The organism is Streptomyces sp. NPDC050738, from assembly GCF_040654175.1.
GTDB lineage: Bacteria > Actinomycetota > Actinomycetes > Streptomycetales > Streptomycetaceae > Streptomyces.
The window spans coordinates 101,966-116,431 of sequence record NZ_JBFAHN010000002.1 but is presented as its reverse complement, the minus strand read 5'-3'; the positions used below and the strand labels follow the sequence as shown (position 1 = coordinate 116,431).

At 70.1% G+C, this 14,466-nt stretch carries 15 protein-coding genes and 1 pseudogene; 8 read left to right on the top strand and 8 right to left on the bottom strand.

What is annotated here, in order from left to right; translation table 11 throughout:
- Positions 1-97: 97 nt before the first annotated feature.
- Both AB0H78_RS04830 and AB0H78_RS04825 read right to left on the bottom strand, forming a co-directional pair.
- On the bottom strand, positions 98-433 hold the full coding sequence (locus tag AB0H78_RS04830; protein ID WP_363232806.1) for an SH3 domain-containing protein: 336 nt from the start codon (positions 431-433) through the stop codon (positions 98-100).
- Between the two features lie 191 nt (positions 434-624).
- A complete protein-coding gene (locus AB0H78_RS04825) occupies positions 625-1,080 on the bottom strand; it encodes a GNAT family N-acetyltransferase (RefSeq protein WP_363232805.1) in 456 nt (151 codons plus the stop codon).
- Positions 1,081-1,122: 42 nt separating this feature from the next.
- Between AB0H78_RS04825 and AB0H78_RS04820 the strand changes: the two genes are divergently transcribed.
- On the top strand, positions 1,123-2,070 hold the full coding sequence (locus AB0H78_RS04820) for an ornithine cyclodeaminase family protein (RefSeq protein ID WP_363232804.1): 948 nt from the start codon (positions 1,123-1,125) through the stop codon (positions 2,068-2,070).
- A gap of 106 nt (positions 2,071-2,176) precedes the next feature.
- Positions 2,177-2,953, top strand: a complete 777-nt coding sequence (locus tag AB0H78_RS04815) for a polysaccharide deacetylase family protein (RefSeq protein WP_363232803.1) — start codon at positions 2,177-2,179, stop codon at positions 2,951-2,953.
- A 5-nt stretch (positions 2,954-2,958) separates the two neighbouring features.
- Here AB0H78_RS04815 and AB0H78_RS04810 read toward each other — a convergent pair.
- Positions 2,959-3,306: pseudogene (locus AB0H78_RS04810) on the bottom strand (hypothetical protein); the annotation flags it as partial.
- Between the two features lie 64 nt (positions 3,307-3,370).
- On the opposite strand from AB0H78_RS04810, the gene AB0H78_RS04805 reads away from it, so the two are divergent.
- From AB0H78_RS04805 to AB0H78_RS04795, 3 genes are all read left to right on the top strand, one after another.
- Positions 3,371-3,580, top strand: a complete 210-nt coding sequence (locus AB0H78_RS04805) for a hypothetical protein (RefSeq protein WP_363232802.1) — start codon at positions 3,371-3,373, stop codon at positions 3,578-3,580.
- Positions 3,577-3,792, top strand: coding sequence for a ferrous iron transport protein A (locus AB0H78_RS04800; protein ID WP_363232801.1), 216 nt, complete (start codon positions 3,577-3,579; stop codon positions 3,790-3,792). Before AB0H78_RS04805 ends, AB0H78_RS04800 begins: the two co-directional genes overlap by 4 nt.
- Positions 3,793-3,943: 151 nt before the next feature.
- Complete coding sequence (locus AB0H78_RS04795; RefSeq protein ID WP_363232800.1) at positions 3,944-4,684, top strand: alpha/beta hydrolase; 741 nt, start codon at positions 3,944-3,946, stop codon at positions 4,682-4,684.
- Between the two features lie 69 nt (positions 4,685-4,753).
- Here AB0H78_RS04795 and AB0H78_RS04790 read toward each other — a convergent pair whose 3' ends face one another.
- Positions 4,754-5,371, bottom strand: coding sequence for an alpha-ketoglutarate-dependent dioxygenase AlkB (locus AB0H78_RS04790; protein WP_363232799.1), 618 nt, complete (start codon positions 5,369-5,371; stop codon positions 4,754-4,756).
- A 90-nt stretch (positions 5,372-5,461) separates the two neighbouring features.
- On the opposite strand from AB0H78_RS04790, the gene AB0H78_RS04785 reads away from it, so the two are divergent.
- Positions 5,462-6,073 (top strand): DUF4126 domain-containing protein, encoded by a 612-nt coding sequence (locus tag AB0H78_RS04785; RefSeq protein WP_363232798.1) that lies wholly within the window; start codon positions 5,462-5,464, stop codon positions 6,071-6,073.
- A 27-nt stretch (positions 6,074-6,100) separates the two neighbouring features.
- Here AB0H78_RS04785 and AB0H78_RS04780 read toward each other — a convergent pair whose 3' ends face one another.
- Positions 6,101-6,703 (bottom strand): TetR/AcrR family transcriptional regulator, encoded by a 603-nt coding sequence (locus tag AB0H78_RS04780; RefSeq protein ID WP_363232797.1) that lies wholly within the window; start codon positions 6,701-6,703, stop codon positions 6,101-6,103.
- 112 nt (positions 6,704-6,815) lie between these two features.
- Between AB0H78_RS04780 and AB0H78_RS04775 the strand changes: the two genes are divergently transcribed.
- Both AB0H78_RS04775 and AB0H78_RS04770 read left to right on the top strand, forming a co-directional pair.
- Positions 6,816-7,607, top strand: coding sequence for an MBL fold metallo-hydrolase (locus AB0H78_RS04775; RefSeq protein WP_363232796.1), 792 nt, complete (start codon positions 6,816-6,818; stop codon positions 7,605-7,607).
- 14 nt (positions 7,608-7,621) lie between these two features.
- Positions 7,622-8,503 (top strand): PhzF family phenazine biosynthesis protein, encoded by an 882-nt coding sequence (locus tag AB0H78_RS04770; RefSeq protein ID WP_363232795.1) that lies wholly within the window; start codon positions 7,622-7,624, stop codon positions 8,501-8,503.
- Here the strand turns inward: AB0H78_RS04770 and AB0H78_RS04765 are convergent.
- The 3 genes from AB0H78_RS04765 to AB0H78_RS04755 all read right to left on the bottom strand — a co-directional run bounded on the left by AB0H78_RS04765 (position 8,466) and on the right by AB0H78_RS04755 (position 14,415).
- Positions 8,466-9,680, bottom strand: coding sequence for an acyl-CoA dehydrogenase family protein (locus AB0H78_RS04765; protein ID WP_363232794.1), 1,215 nt, complete (start codon positions 9,678-9,680; stop codon positions 8,466-8,468). The two genes, AB0H78_RS04770 and AB0H78_RS04765, sit on opposite strands and share 38 nt — an antisense overlap.
- 15 nt (positions 9,681-9,695) lie before the next feature.
- Complete coding sequence (locus AB0H78_RS04760) at positions 9,696-10,157, bottom strand: SCP2 sterol-binding domain-containing protein (RefSeq protein ID WP_363232793.1); 462 nt, start codon at positions 10,155-10,157, stop codon at positions 9,696-9,698.
- Positions 10,158-10,287: 130 nt separating this feature from the next.
- Positions 10,288-14,415 carry a S8 family serine peptidase gene (locus tag AB0H78_RS04755; RefSeq protein WP_363232792.1) on the bottom strand — a complete coding sequence of 1,376 codons (4,128 nt, stop codon included), beginning with the start codon at positions 14,413-14,415 and terminating at the stop codon, positions 10,288-10,290.
- Between the last annotated feature and the right edge of the window lie 51 nt (positions 14,416-14,466).

The window sequence follows — 14,466 nt, the reverse complement described above, 5'->3', positions numbered from 1 at the left end:
GCGGGGTGGTCCGGACCGGTGATCACGTGTCGGCGAAGCTCAGCCCTTCGGCGGCAAGCGCCTTCCGGCCGGAAGGCGCTCCCCGTTCGCCGGCGTCCTAGCAGTCGAGGTAGGCGATATAGATCCAGACGCCGGTGGGACCGCCCCAGAGGTCACCCATGACCCAGTCCCCGGTCCGGCCGCGGTAGTTGAGGTTCTGCCCCCGGTTCACCTGGCCGAGGACCGGATATTCGGTCCCGGGACCGCCCCTGAAGTTGACGCCGTTGTCGTTGACCGTGCACACCAGCGCGGGGGCTCGGACGGCCTGTGAGCGGGATGCGGGGGCCGGGGCCGCGGTGGCGACGGAGGATCCGGCCAGGGCGAGCACCCCGACCGTGGCGGTGACGGCGGCGGTCAGGGTGCGCATGGTCCGGGACATCGTGGTGGATCGCATGGAATCTCCTCAACTGATGCTGTGGGACTGCCTGTTGACGAGTCGTCGCACCTGCGGGACGTCACCTTGGGTGCGACACCCATGACCAAGAGTGACCTAGCGTGTCCAGATCAGAAGAGGGTCGTACCGACGGCAACCTGATCGAGTGAGGCCGCCGGAACAAACCCCGTACCGAAGCACTGTCAGGGCGGTTACGCGCGCCGTCGCGCGATGGCGATGACCAGGTCGGGGCGGTCCCATGCGACGGCGGGCGGGCCGGCCGGCACCGTGCCGACCCTTTCCGCGCCCACGCTGAGATAGAAGCCCTCCGAGGGCGGATGCGAGACCACCCGCACCTGGTCGAGTCCGGCGGCGTGCGCCCGGCTCACCATGTGCTCGACGAGCTGCCGGCCGATCCCGAGCCCCTGAGCGGAGTCGGCGACGAACATCAGGTCGAGCTCGGCGGCGTCGAGCAGCAGCGCGTAGAAACCGAGCACCCGCCCGTCCTCGCCCTCGGCGACGTACACCTCGTGGATCTCGATGTAGTCGGGCCCGATCCGGTATCCGGCGACCATCGGCGCGTACGGGCCCTGGTAGGCGCCCGAGTTGCGTACGAGTCGGGTCAGGCGCTTGGCGTCCCGGGCGGTCGCCCGCCGGATCTCTGTCATGGGAGAAGTATCGTCCACGGGCGGAGCTGTGATCATGGGTGCATGACCCGCATCCTGACCCGCAGCGACCTCCTGGCCGTGCTCGACCCGGTGTCCTGTGCCGCCGCCCTGCGGGAGGGCTTCCTCGGGGCCGACTCCGTTTCCGTCGCGGGTCTGCGCATCCGTACGGACCTCCCCTCCGCCTTTCCCGGTACGGCGACGGCGCTGCTCCCCGGGCTGTTGCCGGGGATCGATGCGTACACGGTCAAGGTCAACGCCAAGTTTCCCGGCGCACGCCCCGCCCTGCGCGGCGTGATCTGCCTGCACAGCGGCCACGACGGCGAACTCCTCGCCCTCCTCGACTCGGCCACCGTCACCGCCTGGCGCACCGGGCTGGCCGCGGCCCTCGGCACCCATCTTCTCGCGGCTCCGTCGGACGACGCCGTCGTCGGGGTGGTCGGTGCGGGAGCTCAGGCCGAACTGATGGTGCGGGGGCTGCGCGGTCTGCGGCCCGTGGCCGGTCTCGTCGTGTACGACACCGATCAGGACCGCGCCGCTTCCTTCGCCTCCGCCCACGGCGGCCGGGTCCTGGCCTCCCCGCGCGACGTCGCGGCGGCATCCGACATCGTGCTGCTCGCCACCTGGTCCCGGACTCCGCTCCTCACCCTCGCGGACACCCGGCCGGGCCAGCACTTCACCACCATCGGGGCCGACGAGCCCGGTAAGCAGGAGCTCTCCGCGGACCTCCTCGCCTCGTCCCTCCTGGTGGTCGACGACCGCGAACTGGCCGCCTCCATGGGTGCGTTGGCTGCCGCGGGTCTCCCCGCCACGGCCGCGGACGCCACCCTCGGCGAGATCCTGCGCGCGGAGCACCCGGGTCGGACCAGCGCGGAGGTGCGCTCGGTCCATGCCCCCGTCGGCCTGCCCTGGCAGGACCTCGCGCTGTCGTGGCTCGCCTATCGGCGGGCGCGCGAGTCGGGTCTCGGTACCGAGATCAATCTGCTGTCCTAGCGGCTCGTTGTGTCATGCACGCAGTAAGGGCCCTCGGCCGGATCGCGACTGTACGCTGAATGTATAGTCGGCTTCGATCACGTAAGACCGACCAGGGGGAACCGCTGTGCCGCACCACCTGTCCACGTCCCGACTGAAATCTCTGGCGGGGCTGTTGACGGCCGCCTTCCTGGCCACGGCGCTGGCCGGCTGCAGTTCGCTGCACGGGGTCACCTCGCCGCGCAGCGCGCGGGAGGACGCCCCGAAGGACGCGAAGGTCGCGGCAGGCGAGGTCGACTGCCGCAAGGCGAAGTGCGTCGCGCTCACCTTCGACGGCGGACCGAGCGCGCCCACCCCCAAGCTGCTCGACATCCTGAAGAAGGAGAAGCTGCACGCCACCTTCTTCCTTCAGGGCAAGGGGCACATCGACACGTATCCCGACACGGTCCGCCGCATGGCCGCCGAGGGCAACGAGGTCGCCAACCACACCTGGACGCACGCGGTCCTCACGGACATCAAGGCGGATCAGGTGCGCCAGGAGCTCGGCAAGGTCCAGGACCCGATCGAGAAGCTGACGGGCAAGAAGCCCACGCTGATGCGCCCGCCGCAGGGCCGCACCAGCGACGACGTATCGAAGATCATGCGCGAGATGGGCCTCGCGCAGATCCTGTGGAGCACCACGGCCAAGGACTTCGAGACGAACGACAGCGCGCTCATCACCAAGCGGACCCTCGACCAGACCAAGCGTGACGGCATCATCCTGCTGCACGACCGCTACAAGGGCACGATCCCTGCCGTCCCGGGGATCATCGCGGAGCTCCGCAAGCGCGGCTACACGATCGTCACGGTCTCCGAACTGATCGCCCCCGCGAAGCTGGAGCCGGGCAAGGTCTACCGCCCCTGACCGGGCAGGTCCGCCTTGGTGAGCAGCAGGTCGCGCATGGCGCGGTGGTTGGGCAGGAACACCGTGGTCATCCACTGCCGCCACTCGGCCGACTCCTCCTCGGTGGGCGGCATTTCATCCGGACCGTGGAGGAGGGGCGAGCGGCCGTCGGGCCGGGGGTGGCGCTCGGTGAAGGCGTGGTAGACGCGGCTGTTGATCTCGGTGAGCGCGAGCAGCGGACCGTAGAACTCCGCGAGCTGCCGATTGACCCGGGTGAGCCGCTCCTGCCGCTGAGCGAGCCGACGGCTGCTCAGGTACGTGAAGAGATAGCCGACCAGGGCCAGCCCCACGGTGGAGGCGATCGCTGCGTTCATGGGCGGCAACGGTAATGGCTGTGCGCGGCGTGCGGGACCCGGCGGGGCGTCGCAGTCTGGAGTTATGAGTGCGCCGATAGTCGTTCACCCGCCCAGCCCGTCCGGCGGCCGCCGGATCACTGCCCAGGGGCAGATCCTCGGTCTCGCCCACTCCGACCGGGACGTCACCGAGTTTCTGCGGCGGGCCGGCATCGAGGACGCCGAGATGGTCCTGGACGACCGGGCATGGGTGGAGTGGCGCGGCGGGCGGGCGCACCGGTACGAGGCGGCATGACGCGCGGCACACCTCCCGTCGAGGGCCGCTACACCGTCGGAGCGGTGTCCACCGACGACCCGAACAGGCATCAGAGGTTCGAGACCTACGGCATCAGGCCGGGTGCGTCGTTCGACGTGATCAGGGAGCAGCCCATCACGATCCTGACCGCGACCCATCTCCAGGTGATGCTCACCCAGGAGGACTGGGAGACGCTGACCTTCGAGCCCTGAGAGCCGGTCTGCTAGCCTGCCGGTGGCCGTGCGAGAGAACGAGGAGGTGGTACCCGTGAACGTATTCACGTGGGTGCTCTCCTCTGGGGTCATGGTCGGGCGATAGGTCGTCCGGGAGCGCCGTTTCCGAGCCCTCCCGAAAGGCACGACCATGCATTTCACTTCTGAACAACGTCTCGACGACGGCGTCGTCGAGCGCGAATTCGCCCTCGGCGAGATCCCCGGCATCCTGTGGATGCCCGCGTCCGCATCCGCCTCCGCACCGGTGCCGCTGATCCTCCTCGGCCTTCCTCCCCTCGGATTGCGCAGGATGCACCCCCGGCTGGCGGACCGAGCCCGGCACGCCGCGGCGTCGGGATACGCCTCGGCCACCATCGAGCTCCCCGGAAGCGGTGACCGGCCCCGTATGCCCGTCGTCGACCAGGCCCGCGCCGACCTGCGCCGAGCGCTGGAGGCAGGCGAGCCGGTCGGCGACGAGATCGTCGACGCCCTCGTCCTCCCGCTGGTCGACAAGGCGGTCCCGGAATGGCAGGCGACTCTCGACGCCCTGCTCGCGCTGCCCGAGATCGGTGGCCCGGTCGGATATTCGGGGGGAGTCATCTCCATCGGAGTCCGGCTGGCGAGGGTCGAGCCGCGCATCGCGGCCGCTGTGCTGTTCGCGGGGAGCTTCGTGCCCCGCGTGATGTTCGATGAGGCCCGCCAGGTCGCCATTCCGCTGCACGTCCTGCTGCAGTGGGACGACGAAGGGAACGACCGGCAGGCGGCCCTGGGCCTGTTCGACGCCTTCGGCTCCAAGGAGAAGTCCCTGCACGCCAACATGGGCGGACACACCGGGGTCCCGCAGTTCGCGGGTGACGTCGCGGACCAGTTCTTCACCCGGCATCTGAGCTAGCCGTGGAGCCGCAGATGCACCGCCGCCACGGTGGTGCACCTGCGGTGGTCACAGATCGACTGCCGTGACTCAGCGCACCCCGTGAGGCCGGAACTGGATGCTGATCCGCGGCCCGGTCGCCCGCGCGGACTTGGGGATGGCGTGCTCCCAGGTCCGCTGGCAGGAACCGCCCATCACGATGAGATCGCCGTGCCCGAGTCCGCGGCGCAGGGTCGGTCCACCGCCTACGGGCCGCAGCACCAGATCGCGGGGCGCCCCGACCGACACGATGGCGACCATGGTGTCCTCGCGCGCCCCGCGCCCGATCCGGTCCCCGTGCCAGGCGACGCTGTCGCGCCCGTCCCGGTAGAAGCAGAGTCCTGCCGTGGCGAACGGCTCCCCGAGCTCGTCGGCGTAGTGCGCGGACAGGGCGTCGCGGGCCGCGTCGAGCACGGGGTGCGGCAGTGGCTCGCCCTCCCCGTAGTACTTCAGCAGCCGGGGTACGTCGACGACGCGCTCGTACATCTGCCGCCGCTCGGCCTGCCAGGGAACATCCCCGGCCAGCTGCTCGAACAGCGCGTCGGCCCCGCGCAGCCAGCCCGGCAGTACGTCGATCCAGGCCCCGGCGCCGAGCGCGGTCCGCGTCACCCCGGCGAGACCGCCGAGCGCGGTCTCCTCGGTCTGGTCGAAGAGGGATCCCTGGAGCATGGCTCCACCCTAGCGAATAAATAGAACACATGCTCGAACTGGCGGGTCGCGGCACGCTCGCCTCCGCGCTCCGAAGGTACGATCCTGCCCGTGTCCGTACTCCCTCTGGTCTTCACCAGCGGCTGGGCGAGCGGGATCAACGCCTACGCGGTGGTCCTGCTGCTCGGCATCTTCGGCGCGACCGGCGTGACCGACGAGGTCCCCGCGTCGCTGGAGCGCCCCGACGTCCTGATCGTGGCCGCCGTGCTCTTCATGTGCGAGGCCGTCGCCGACAAGATCCCGTACGTGGACTCGGTCTGGGACACGGTGCACACCGTGATCCGGCCGGTGTCGGGGGCGGTTGTCGGGGCGCTGCTCGCCGGGCAGAGCGGATCGCTGTCCGATCTGGCGGCGGGTGCGGTCGGTGGTTCCACGGCGTTGGCCAGCCACGCCGTCAAGGCCGGGACCCGGATGGCGATCAACACGTCGCCCGAGCCGTTCTCGAACGTCGTGATGAGCACCGCCGAGGACCTCGGGGTCGCCGGCATCGTGACGTTCGCGATGTTCTATCCGAAGGCGGCCGCGACCATCGCGGCGGTGCTGCTCGTCCTCGGCCTGATCATGGTGTTCTTCCTGATACGGCAGATCCGCCGCTTCCTGCGCCGCAGGGCCCAGCGACGCGAGGAGAAGCGGCTGGCCCGCGACGGGTTGTCGCCCTCGTGAGCGTCCAACTGCGGTACGGCGCCTGCGTCATGACCCGCCGACCGTGCGGTGCATGGCGCGGCGGGCGCGCCGGGGTGCGGACGTGTCGCGCTGGAGCTGGATGGCCTGGTTGGCGGACATGGCGATGCCGTTGAGCTCGAAGGCGATCTGAGCCGGATCGGTGTCGGACGGGAGCTCCCCGGCCTCGACCGCGGCTGCGGCGAGATGCCCGAGGTAGGAGAGCCAGCGTTCGCCGGCCTGTGCGACGGCGTCGCGCACCGGTCCCGGGCGGTTGTCGAACTCCGTGGCCGCGGCGGTGAGGAAGCACCCGCCTTCGGCGATCCCCCCTGCCGCGAGGTAGTCGACCCAGGCGTCGCACAGCCGGCGCAGTCGCTCGACGCCCGCCGTCGTCCCGTCGGCCTTTGAAGTCACCAGCTCCTGGAACTGCTCGATCGCGAGGGCGAACGTGGCCAGTTGCAGGGCCTCCTTGGAACCGAAGTGCCCGTACACGCCTGCCTTGCTCATGCTCAGGTCATCGGCGAGGCGTCCGATGGTGACGCCTTCCAGGCCGTCGAGTGCGGCGAGCTCCACGGCGCGGCGGAGGATCCTCGCCCGGGTTTCACGGGCTTCTGCGGCGGAGCGTCTCGGCATCCCCGGATTTTAGCAAACGACCGTGCGCTAGTGACTTCCGTACGGTCGTACGCTAAATTCGCCGCTGTGCCGGACCGGGCACCGACCGACGGGACACGTGGGAGACGACGTCATGCGGATACGAAGGCTGGGCTGGGCGGGAATCGAGATCGAGGCGGCGGGGAAGCGCGCCGTCATCGACGCCGTCACCGAGATGCCTCAACTGACCACGTTCATGGGCCCGTTGCGCACCGAACTGCTCCCTCCGTCGGGCGCGGTCGACCTGGCCCTGGTGACCCACCTGCACGAGGACCACACCGACGCGGCCACCGTCGTCGCGGCCCTCGCCCCGGACGCGCTGCTGCTGCGCCCGGCCCCCGCGCAGGGCACGGCGCGCGAGACGATCGACACCGCCGCGGCCGAGGCGGGACTGGCCGAACACAAGGTGCCCACACGGATCGTGGAGCCGTGGCAGAGCGTCGGCGCGGGTCCCTTCACCGCGACCGCCGTCCCCGCCGTCGATGGTCTCGGGGCCCCACAGGTGTCCTGGGTCGTCGAGGCGGAGGGCCGCCGGATCCTGCACTGCGGCGACACGCTCTTCCACGGTCACTGGTGGCAGATCGCCCAGCGCCTGGGCCCGTTCGACGCGGTGTTCCTCCCGGTCAACGGCGCGGTGTGCACCCTCCCGTACCTGCGCCCGGCGAGCCCGTACCCCGTGGACCTGGACCCCGCACAAGCGGCCGCTGCCGCACAACTCCTGGGCGCGCGGCTCGCGGTGCCCATCCACTACGACACCTTGCACGCGATAGGGGTGTACGAACAGGTCGACGACCCGGCGGGCACCTTCACCACCGCGTGCGACAAACTGGGCGTGCCCACCCGGGTGCTCGCCCCCGGCGACACCCTGGACCTGCCCGTCGCGTGAACGGTTGGCCATGTATGAGCGCACCGGCACCGGGACTTCCCGCAACGATCGTGGGCGCCTGCCTGCGGGACGGCGGTGGTGGGAGCCCGACGGCGGTGCTGGACGAGACGCCGCTCAGTGACGAACAGCGGCGCGCCGTGCCGGTTCTGGCGGGGACATCGCACGCGGTCTACGTCTCCCCGTCCGGCTCCCTGCGCTTCTTCACGTCCGAGGGCGAACTGCCGGCCTGTGGCCACGGGACCGTCGCCGCCCTGGCCTTCCTCGCCGCACGGGCCGGTGGCGAGGAGTTCCGGACCGCGCTGCACGCCGCGGGGCGCGTCTTCGAGGGCTGGTCCTCGTGGGACGGGGAAGAGGCGAACGCCGCCTTCGCGCCTGGTCCCGTGGGCGTGCGCACGCCCACGGAGACCGAGTGCGCGGATGTCCTGGCCGCCTTGGGTGTCGCCGGGCGCCGCCCGCAACCCGGCCTCGCCATCGCGTCCGTGGGGCGCCCGCGTCTGCTCGTTCCCCTCGCCACCAGGCACGAACTGGCCTCTCTCACCCCGGACTTCGGACTCCTCCGTGCGGCCTGTGACCGGCTCGGGCTCCTCGGCTGCTACGTCCACTCCGTCCCGGATTCCAGCGGTCGTGCCGCCGCCCGGATGTTCGCCCCCTCGATCGGAGTCCCCGAGGACATCGCCAACGCCAACAGCACGGCCTGCCTCGCCGCCCATCTGGCCGGGCGGGGCAGGACGCGTATCGCCGTGGACATGGGTGACTCGCTCGGCAGCCCCGCCACCATCACCGCGACCGCGCGTCCCGGCAGCATGGGTCCAGTGGTCCACCTCGGCGGCACCGCGAGGCTCCTGCGCACCGTACTGCTCAGCGGATATGGCGGCCCGAGATCGCCCGCGCGATGACCAGGCGCTGGATCTCGCTGGTGCCCTCGAAGATCGTGTAGATCTTCGCGTCGCGGTACATCCGCTCCACCGGGTGTTCCCGGCTGTAGCCCGCGCCGCCCAGGATCTGGATCGCCTTCTCCGTTGCGGAGACCGCCAGTTCGCCCGCGCGGAGCTTGGACATGGAGCCCTGCCCCGCGTCGAAGGTCTTGTCGTTACGGGCCATCCAGGCCGCCTGCCAGATCAGCAGCCGTACCGACTCGATCTCCGTACGGATGTCCGCCAGGGCGAAGGCGATCGACTGGTTCTCGATGATGGGGCGGCCGAAGGCCTCGCGCTCGCCCGCGTAGTCCAGGGCGTATTCGTACGCGGCCCTCGCGATGCCCAGCGCCTGCGCACCCACCGTCGGACGGCTGACCTCGAACGTGGACATCGCGGCCTGGCCCTTCGCACGGCCACCCTCACGTGCCCTGGCCAGGCGGCGGTCCAGCTTCTCCTTTCCGCCCAGCAGGCAGTGGCCGGGGACCCGGACCTCGTCCAGGAACACGTCCGCCGTGTGCGAGGCGCGCAGGCCGAGCTTTTTGATCTTGCGGTTGCCGGCCAGGCCCGGGGTGCCCGGCGGGACGATGAAGGCCGCCTGGCCGCGCGCGCCCAGTCCGGGGTCGACCGAGGCGACGACCACATGGATGTTGGCTATGCCTCCGTTGGTGATCCAGGCCTTCTGGCCGTTGATCACCCACTCGTCCTTCGCCTCGTCGTAGCGTGCGCGCGTACGCAGGGACGAGACGTCCGAGCCCGCCTGGGGTTCGGAGACGCAGAAGGCCGCCAGTTTCGGGTCGCTCTCGTCGCCGAAGCACTGGGGGACCCACTCCGCCAGCTGGTCGGGTGTGCCCGAGGAGAAGATCCCGGCGACCGCGAGGGAGGTGCCGAAGAGGGCCATGCCGATGCCCGCGTCGCCCCAGAAGAGCTCCTCGTTGGCGATCTGCAGGGAGAGTCCGCTCGGGTCGCCGTACATGTCGGCGAGGGACTCGAATCCGTACAGGCCGATCTTGGCCGCTTCCTGGATGACGGGCCAGGGTGTTTCCTCGCGTTCGTCCCACTCGGCCGCCGCCGGGCGCACCACGTCGGCCGCGAAGCCGTGGACCCAGTCCTTCAAGTCCCGCTGTTCCTCGGTGAGTTCGAGGGAGAAGCCGCTCATCTCTGGTGTCCGTCCTCAGGCCTTGGGGATGTCGAAGTAGCGGGTGAGGCCCGATGCCAGGCCCACATCGCCGACGATCTTGAGCTTGCGCAGCATGAACATCGTCACGGGGTTGCCGTTGCCCGAGACCAGCTTGAGGAAGTCCGCGTCGGCCATCACCAGCGTCACGCGCGGCTCCGTCTCCGAGCGGCCCTCCGTGACCGTGCAGGTGCCGTCCGCGATCGACGTCTCGTAGACCGCGTCCGTCTCGCCCGTGATCTTCCAGCGGATCACGGCGTTCAGTGACCCGGCGGCCTCCGGTCGGAACTGACGCTCCATCCGGCCGAAGATCTCCGACAGGACGCGCGTACGCAGCTCGCCGTGGGCGATCTCCTTGATCTGCTGCGCCGAAAGGCCCTTGACGATCTTCGCGAACTCCTGCGGGGACACCGAGGAGAAGTCCAGGGCGGCCAGGTCGTCGATGGAGTGGTCTGCCACAGCTGCTTCCTTACTCTGGAGTAATCTTACTCTGGAGTCAGATTATGGGTGGACGCGGGTACGGGCAAGAGCCACTCCGCCCACCCCGGCAGCTGCCGGGGTGGGCGGGGACAGCCTGTGCCGTGGAGAGCTATCGGCGCAGTGCGAACGCACGGGTCGTGGTCTGGACAACGGAGTTGCCGTCCCTGTCCCATGCCTGGGCCTTGAGGGTCACAGCTCCTGTGGTGTCACGGTAGGCGGGATAGGTGGTGGCCGCGGTGTAGGTGCCGTCGTGGTTGCGCTTGACCGGCACGGACCTGAAGGTCTTGCCGTCGTCGGTGCTGGCCCACAGCTTCAGCCCGGCGATCGCGGGCATCGCGGCGGCCGACGGGGAATGGTAAGCGTCCACGGTGAAGCGGTGAGTGCGGCCCGCGGCGACGGTGTTGTGCATGGACAGGCCGGCGCCGAGGTCGTAACTCACGAACACCGCGGGGGCGGGTCGGCATCGCTCGCCGACGCCTTGGGCGACCCAGGACGCGCATTGGAACCCAGGCTGTACGTGTTCCGTTCCCGGCGGTGCGGCGAAGGTCCAGGCGGTGTCGTTCCGTTCGTCCTTCGCGGTGAGCCGGTAGGTGGCCGGTCCGTCGGGCAGGTCGTAGGAGGGGAAGGAGGCGAGCAGCGGCTCCGGGTTGACTCTGCGGGGGATTTCCTTTCCGTCCCGGTAGAGATGGAGGTCGTACCTGGAGGTGTAGACCGCACCGCTCCGCCAGAAGCCGCCACCGCCTTCGCGGTCGCTCCCGGGGCCGCTGACTTCGGAGAAGACGGCCGTCAGCTGGTTGCCCTGGATGCAGAGCGCACAGTACGGGCCTGGCTGGTCGTATCTGATCGCCCCGGGGTGAGGGAGCTTGTAGACCTTCTCCGCGGCGGTTTCGGCGCCGGGGGTGCTGGGTTCGGCGAACCACTGCTGCCGGGTGCGGACGGGCTTGTCGTAGAGCTCGGTGCGGTAGTGCTGGCCCTGGAAGGAACCCGAGCCGTCCGCGTTCCGCCGGTGGACGAAGTGCTCCTGCAGGACTGCGGGATCGAGGGCGACCCACTCCGTACGGCTGCGTGGTCCGGTGAAGGCGGCGGACGAGCCGTAGGCGAGCGAGGTCACCGTCGGGATGATGTCGTCCGTCTTCCAGACGTACCGGTAGTCGTCGAACACGCGCGGGTCCGAGGAGTGGAAGTCCTGGTCGATCCGGGCGAGTTGCCTGTCGGTGTACGTGGAGTGCAGCGAGCTGGGGATGCGCTTCTCCGCGTACTGCTTGAGGACGTAGTCGTACGGGGTCTCCGGCGTCGCGGCGACCCTGACGGTGACCGGGGCGTGACCGGTCCTCGCGCGCAGTTGCAGTCCCTCACGATGCGAGAGAAAGACGTTCGGCAGCCCCAGGGGCTTCAGTTCGCCCGTGAAGGGCTCCTGTGCGACGGGCATCGGAACGGTGCAGTTGGAGTCCGCCGACGGGAAGACCACCAGGCCCGCGGCCCCGGCGTCACGGACGGCGCCGATCCGCTCGATCCGGACTCCGCAGGCCGGGCCGAACACTCCTGCTGCGAGATCCGCCTCCATCAGGACGAGTCTGCCCTTCAGGTCGAGACCCGCAAGGTCCTCGTCCCGGCCGAGGCCCACGTCCACGACCCGCAGGTCCCTGGTGCCGGAGAAGGCGCGCCAGTCCGGGTGACCGTCCTGCGTGGTCCCGTCGTGCAGGGACGACACGACGTTCAGGGCGGTGCTCCTGCCCGGTGTGCGGACGCTCATGGCGGTCTCGGACTGGCCGAGTGTCCACTGGGAGGTGAAGCGGAACGTGCCCTTGGACACCGGCGCGGTCGGCAGGGCCCACAACTTCTCCCATGCGCCGACCGGTTCGAGGGCGCCGCCCTGGTACCCGTACATGGCGCCGTTGGCGGCCTGCCGCTGGACGACGACCTGATAGTTGTTGTTGAGGGGCTGTGCGGGGCGCGGTGTGGAGAAGCGGACCTGGCCGGCCTTACGGGCGTCCAGGGTGATCTCGGTGTCGCCGGTGACGGTCACCTCGGGGTTGATCAACCAGGCGGAGTTGCTCCGGTCGTCGTCGTCCCGCCAGGCCATCAGCTGGGTCACGCTGAGCGTGCCCACCGGCACGCGGGTGACGAGGGTGCCCTCCTCGACGACGGTGGGGGCAGCGGGGAGGTCCCCTTTTTCGCCGCCGATGTCGAGGATCGACTGGCCCGAAGGTGTCTGCGGTCTGCCGTCGCGGCCGATGGTGTGCACCGTCAGTTTGACGGTCGGGGGCTCGCTCACCGCACCGACCGGAGTCGTCAACCGCACACCGTCGCCGCTGGCGGCCAGCGCACCGGTGTACCGGCCGTATCCCAGCCCTGCGGGATCGAAGGAGACGGTGGTGGTGGCGGTGCCGGACGCCGGAACAGTGAGCGTGGTGACGGCGGGGCGCAGCTTGCCCTCGACCGTGGTGCCGGTGGTGGTGCGCAGAGACGGTGTCAGGGTCAGCGTCACCGGCTGGTCACCGAGGTTGGCGTACGTCACCTTCTGCTCCGAAGGCGGCGAGCCTGCGGTCACGGAGGCGAAGTCGAGGTTCGCGGTGGTGGCGAACACCTGCTGGCTGTCCGCGCGGGCCACGTCGACGCGTCCCGCCCCCTGCTCGTAGACGGTGTAGCCGTCGTCCTTCGTGGTGGACATCAGAGCCGCCTTGATGCGCTGCCCGTCCCAGTCCGGGTGGTGCTGGGCGATGATGGCGGCCGCTCCGGCCACGTGCGGTGCGGCCATCGACGTACCGCTCATGGAGGAGTAGAGGTCGTCGACCGGGGTGCCCATGGAGGTACCGGCCGCGTGGGCGGCGACGATGTCGACACCGGGGGCGGCGATGTCGGGCTTCAGGCCGTAGTCACCGAGGCGGGGGCCACGGCTGGAGAAGCCCGCGAGCCGGTCGCTCTTGTCCACGGCGGCAACCGTCAGGGCGGACGTGGCGGCGCCGGGGGATTCGACTGTCTCCGTGCCTCCGGAGTTGCCTGCGGAGATGACGAAGAGGGTGCCGGTGGAGGCGCTGAGGTCGTTGACCGTCTGGCTGACGGGGTCGGTTCCGTCGGAGGGCCCTGAGCCGAGGCTCATGCTGACGATGTCCGCGCCGTTGGCGGTGGCCCACTCCATGCCCTCGATGACGCCGGACTCGGCGCCCGAGCCGGAGTTGCTCAGCACCTTGCCGATCATCAGCTTCGCGCCGGGGGCAACGCCCTTGTACCTTCCGGCGGATCCGGCGCCGCTGCCGGTGATGGTCGATGCGACGTGGGTGCCGTGTCCGGCGCCGTCCACGGTGTCCTCGCCTTCGATGAAGGACTTCGAGGCGACGACCTTCCCGGTCAGGTCCGGGTGGGTGCCGTCGATGCCCGTGTCCAGGATCGCGACCTTGACCCCCGTACCGTCGTGCCCGCCCGCCCAGGCCTGCGGGGCGCCGATCATCGGCACACTGACATCGAGCGTGGCCTTCACCTTGCGGTCCAGCCACACTTTGGCGACTCCGCCGCGCAGCGTTCCGGCGACTTCGCCCATGGCCAATGCGGACGGATCCTTCGCGTTCTTCGGGGTGGCGCGGATCGCCGACCAGAACACGTCCGCATCGGCTTTGGACACCTTCACCGCGGAGGCATGAATGCTCTTCAAGGTTCCTGCGGGTTCGCTGGCCGGGAGAGCCTGCGCGGCGGCCTTCAGCGACGCGGCGGTACGGTCCGCCGGGTACTGCACGATGACGGGGAGCTGCTTGGCCGCGTCGTCCGCATAGCCGTTCTCCGCAAGGTACTTGACGTTGAACAGCTCCCGGTCCAGCCGCCCGGCAGCTACCGCAGGGCGGGCATCATCGGGGATCGCGTAGACGCCGTGGGGGGTGATCTCGGTGAGCAGGGAGGGGATGTGCCCGTCGGAGCGGATGCCCGGATCGGGCTCGACGGTGAACTTCCCCGCGCCCGCCGCGGTGAGCTTCACCTTGTCGCCCGTCACCAGGGTGACCGTATGCGGGCCTGAGCCCAGGCCGCTCATGGCGATCGGCTCGGCAGCCCGCGCGGTGGCGGGCGCGGTGCGTGCTGCGGAGTGCTGTGCGGAGTCGGAGGCCTGAGAGGGCGGGGCGGCCAGAGAGCCGGTCAGGACGACCGAGCCTACGACCACGGCCCAGCGGCCGAAGACCGGGTGGCCGATGCCGCGCGAGGGGGTGCCGGAGCCCGGCGGGGGTCTGAGGGGTGATCTGCGTAACCGCATGGGGGTTCTCTCCTTCGTCGGGCCGGATGAGAAGAAACCAGTGGCAGGAGC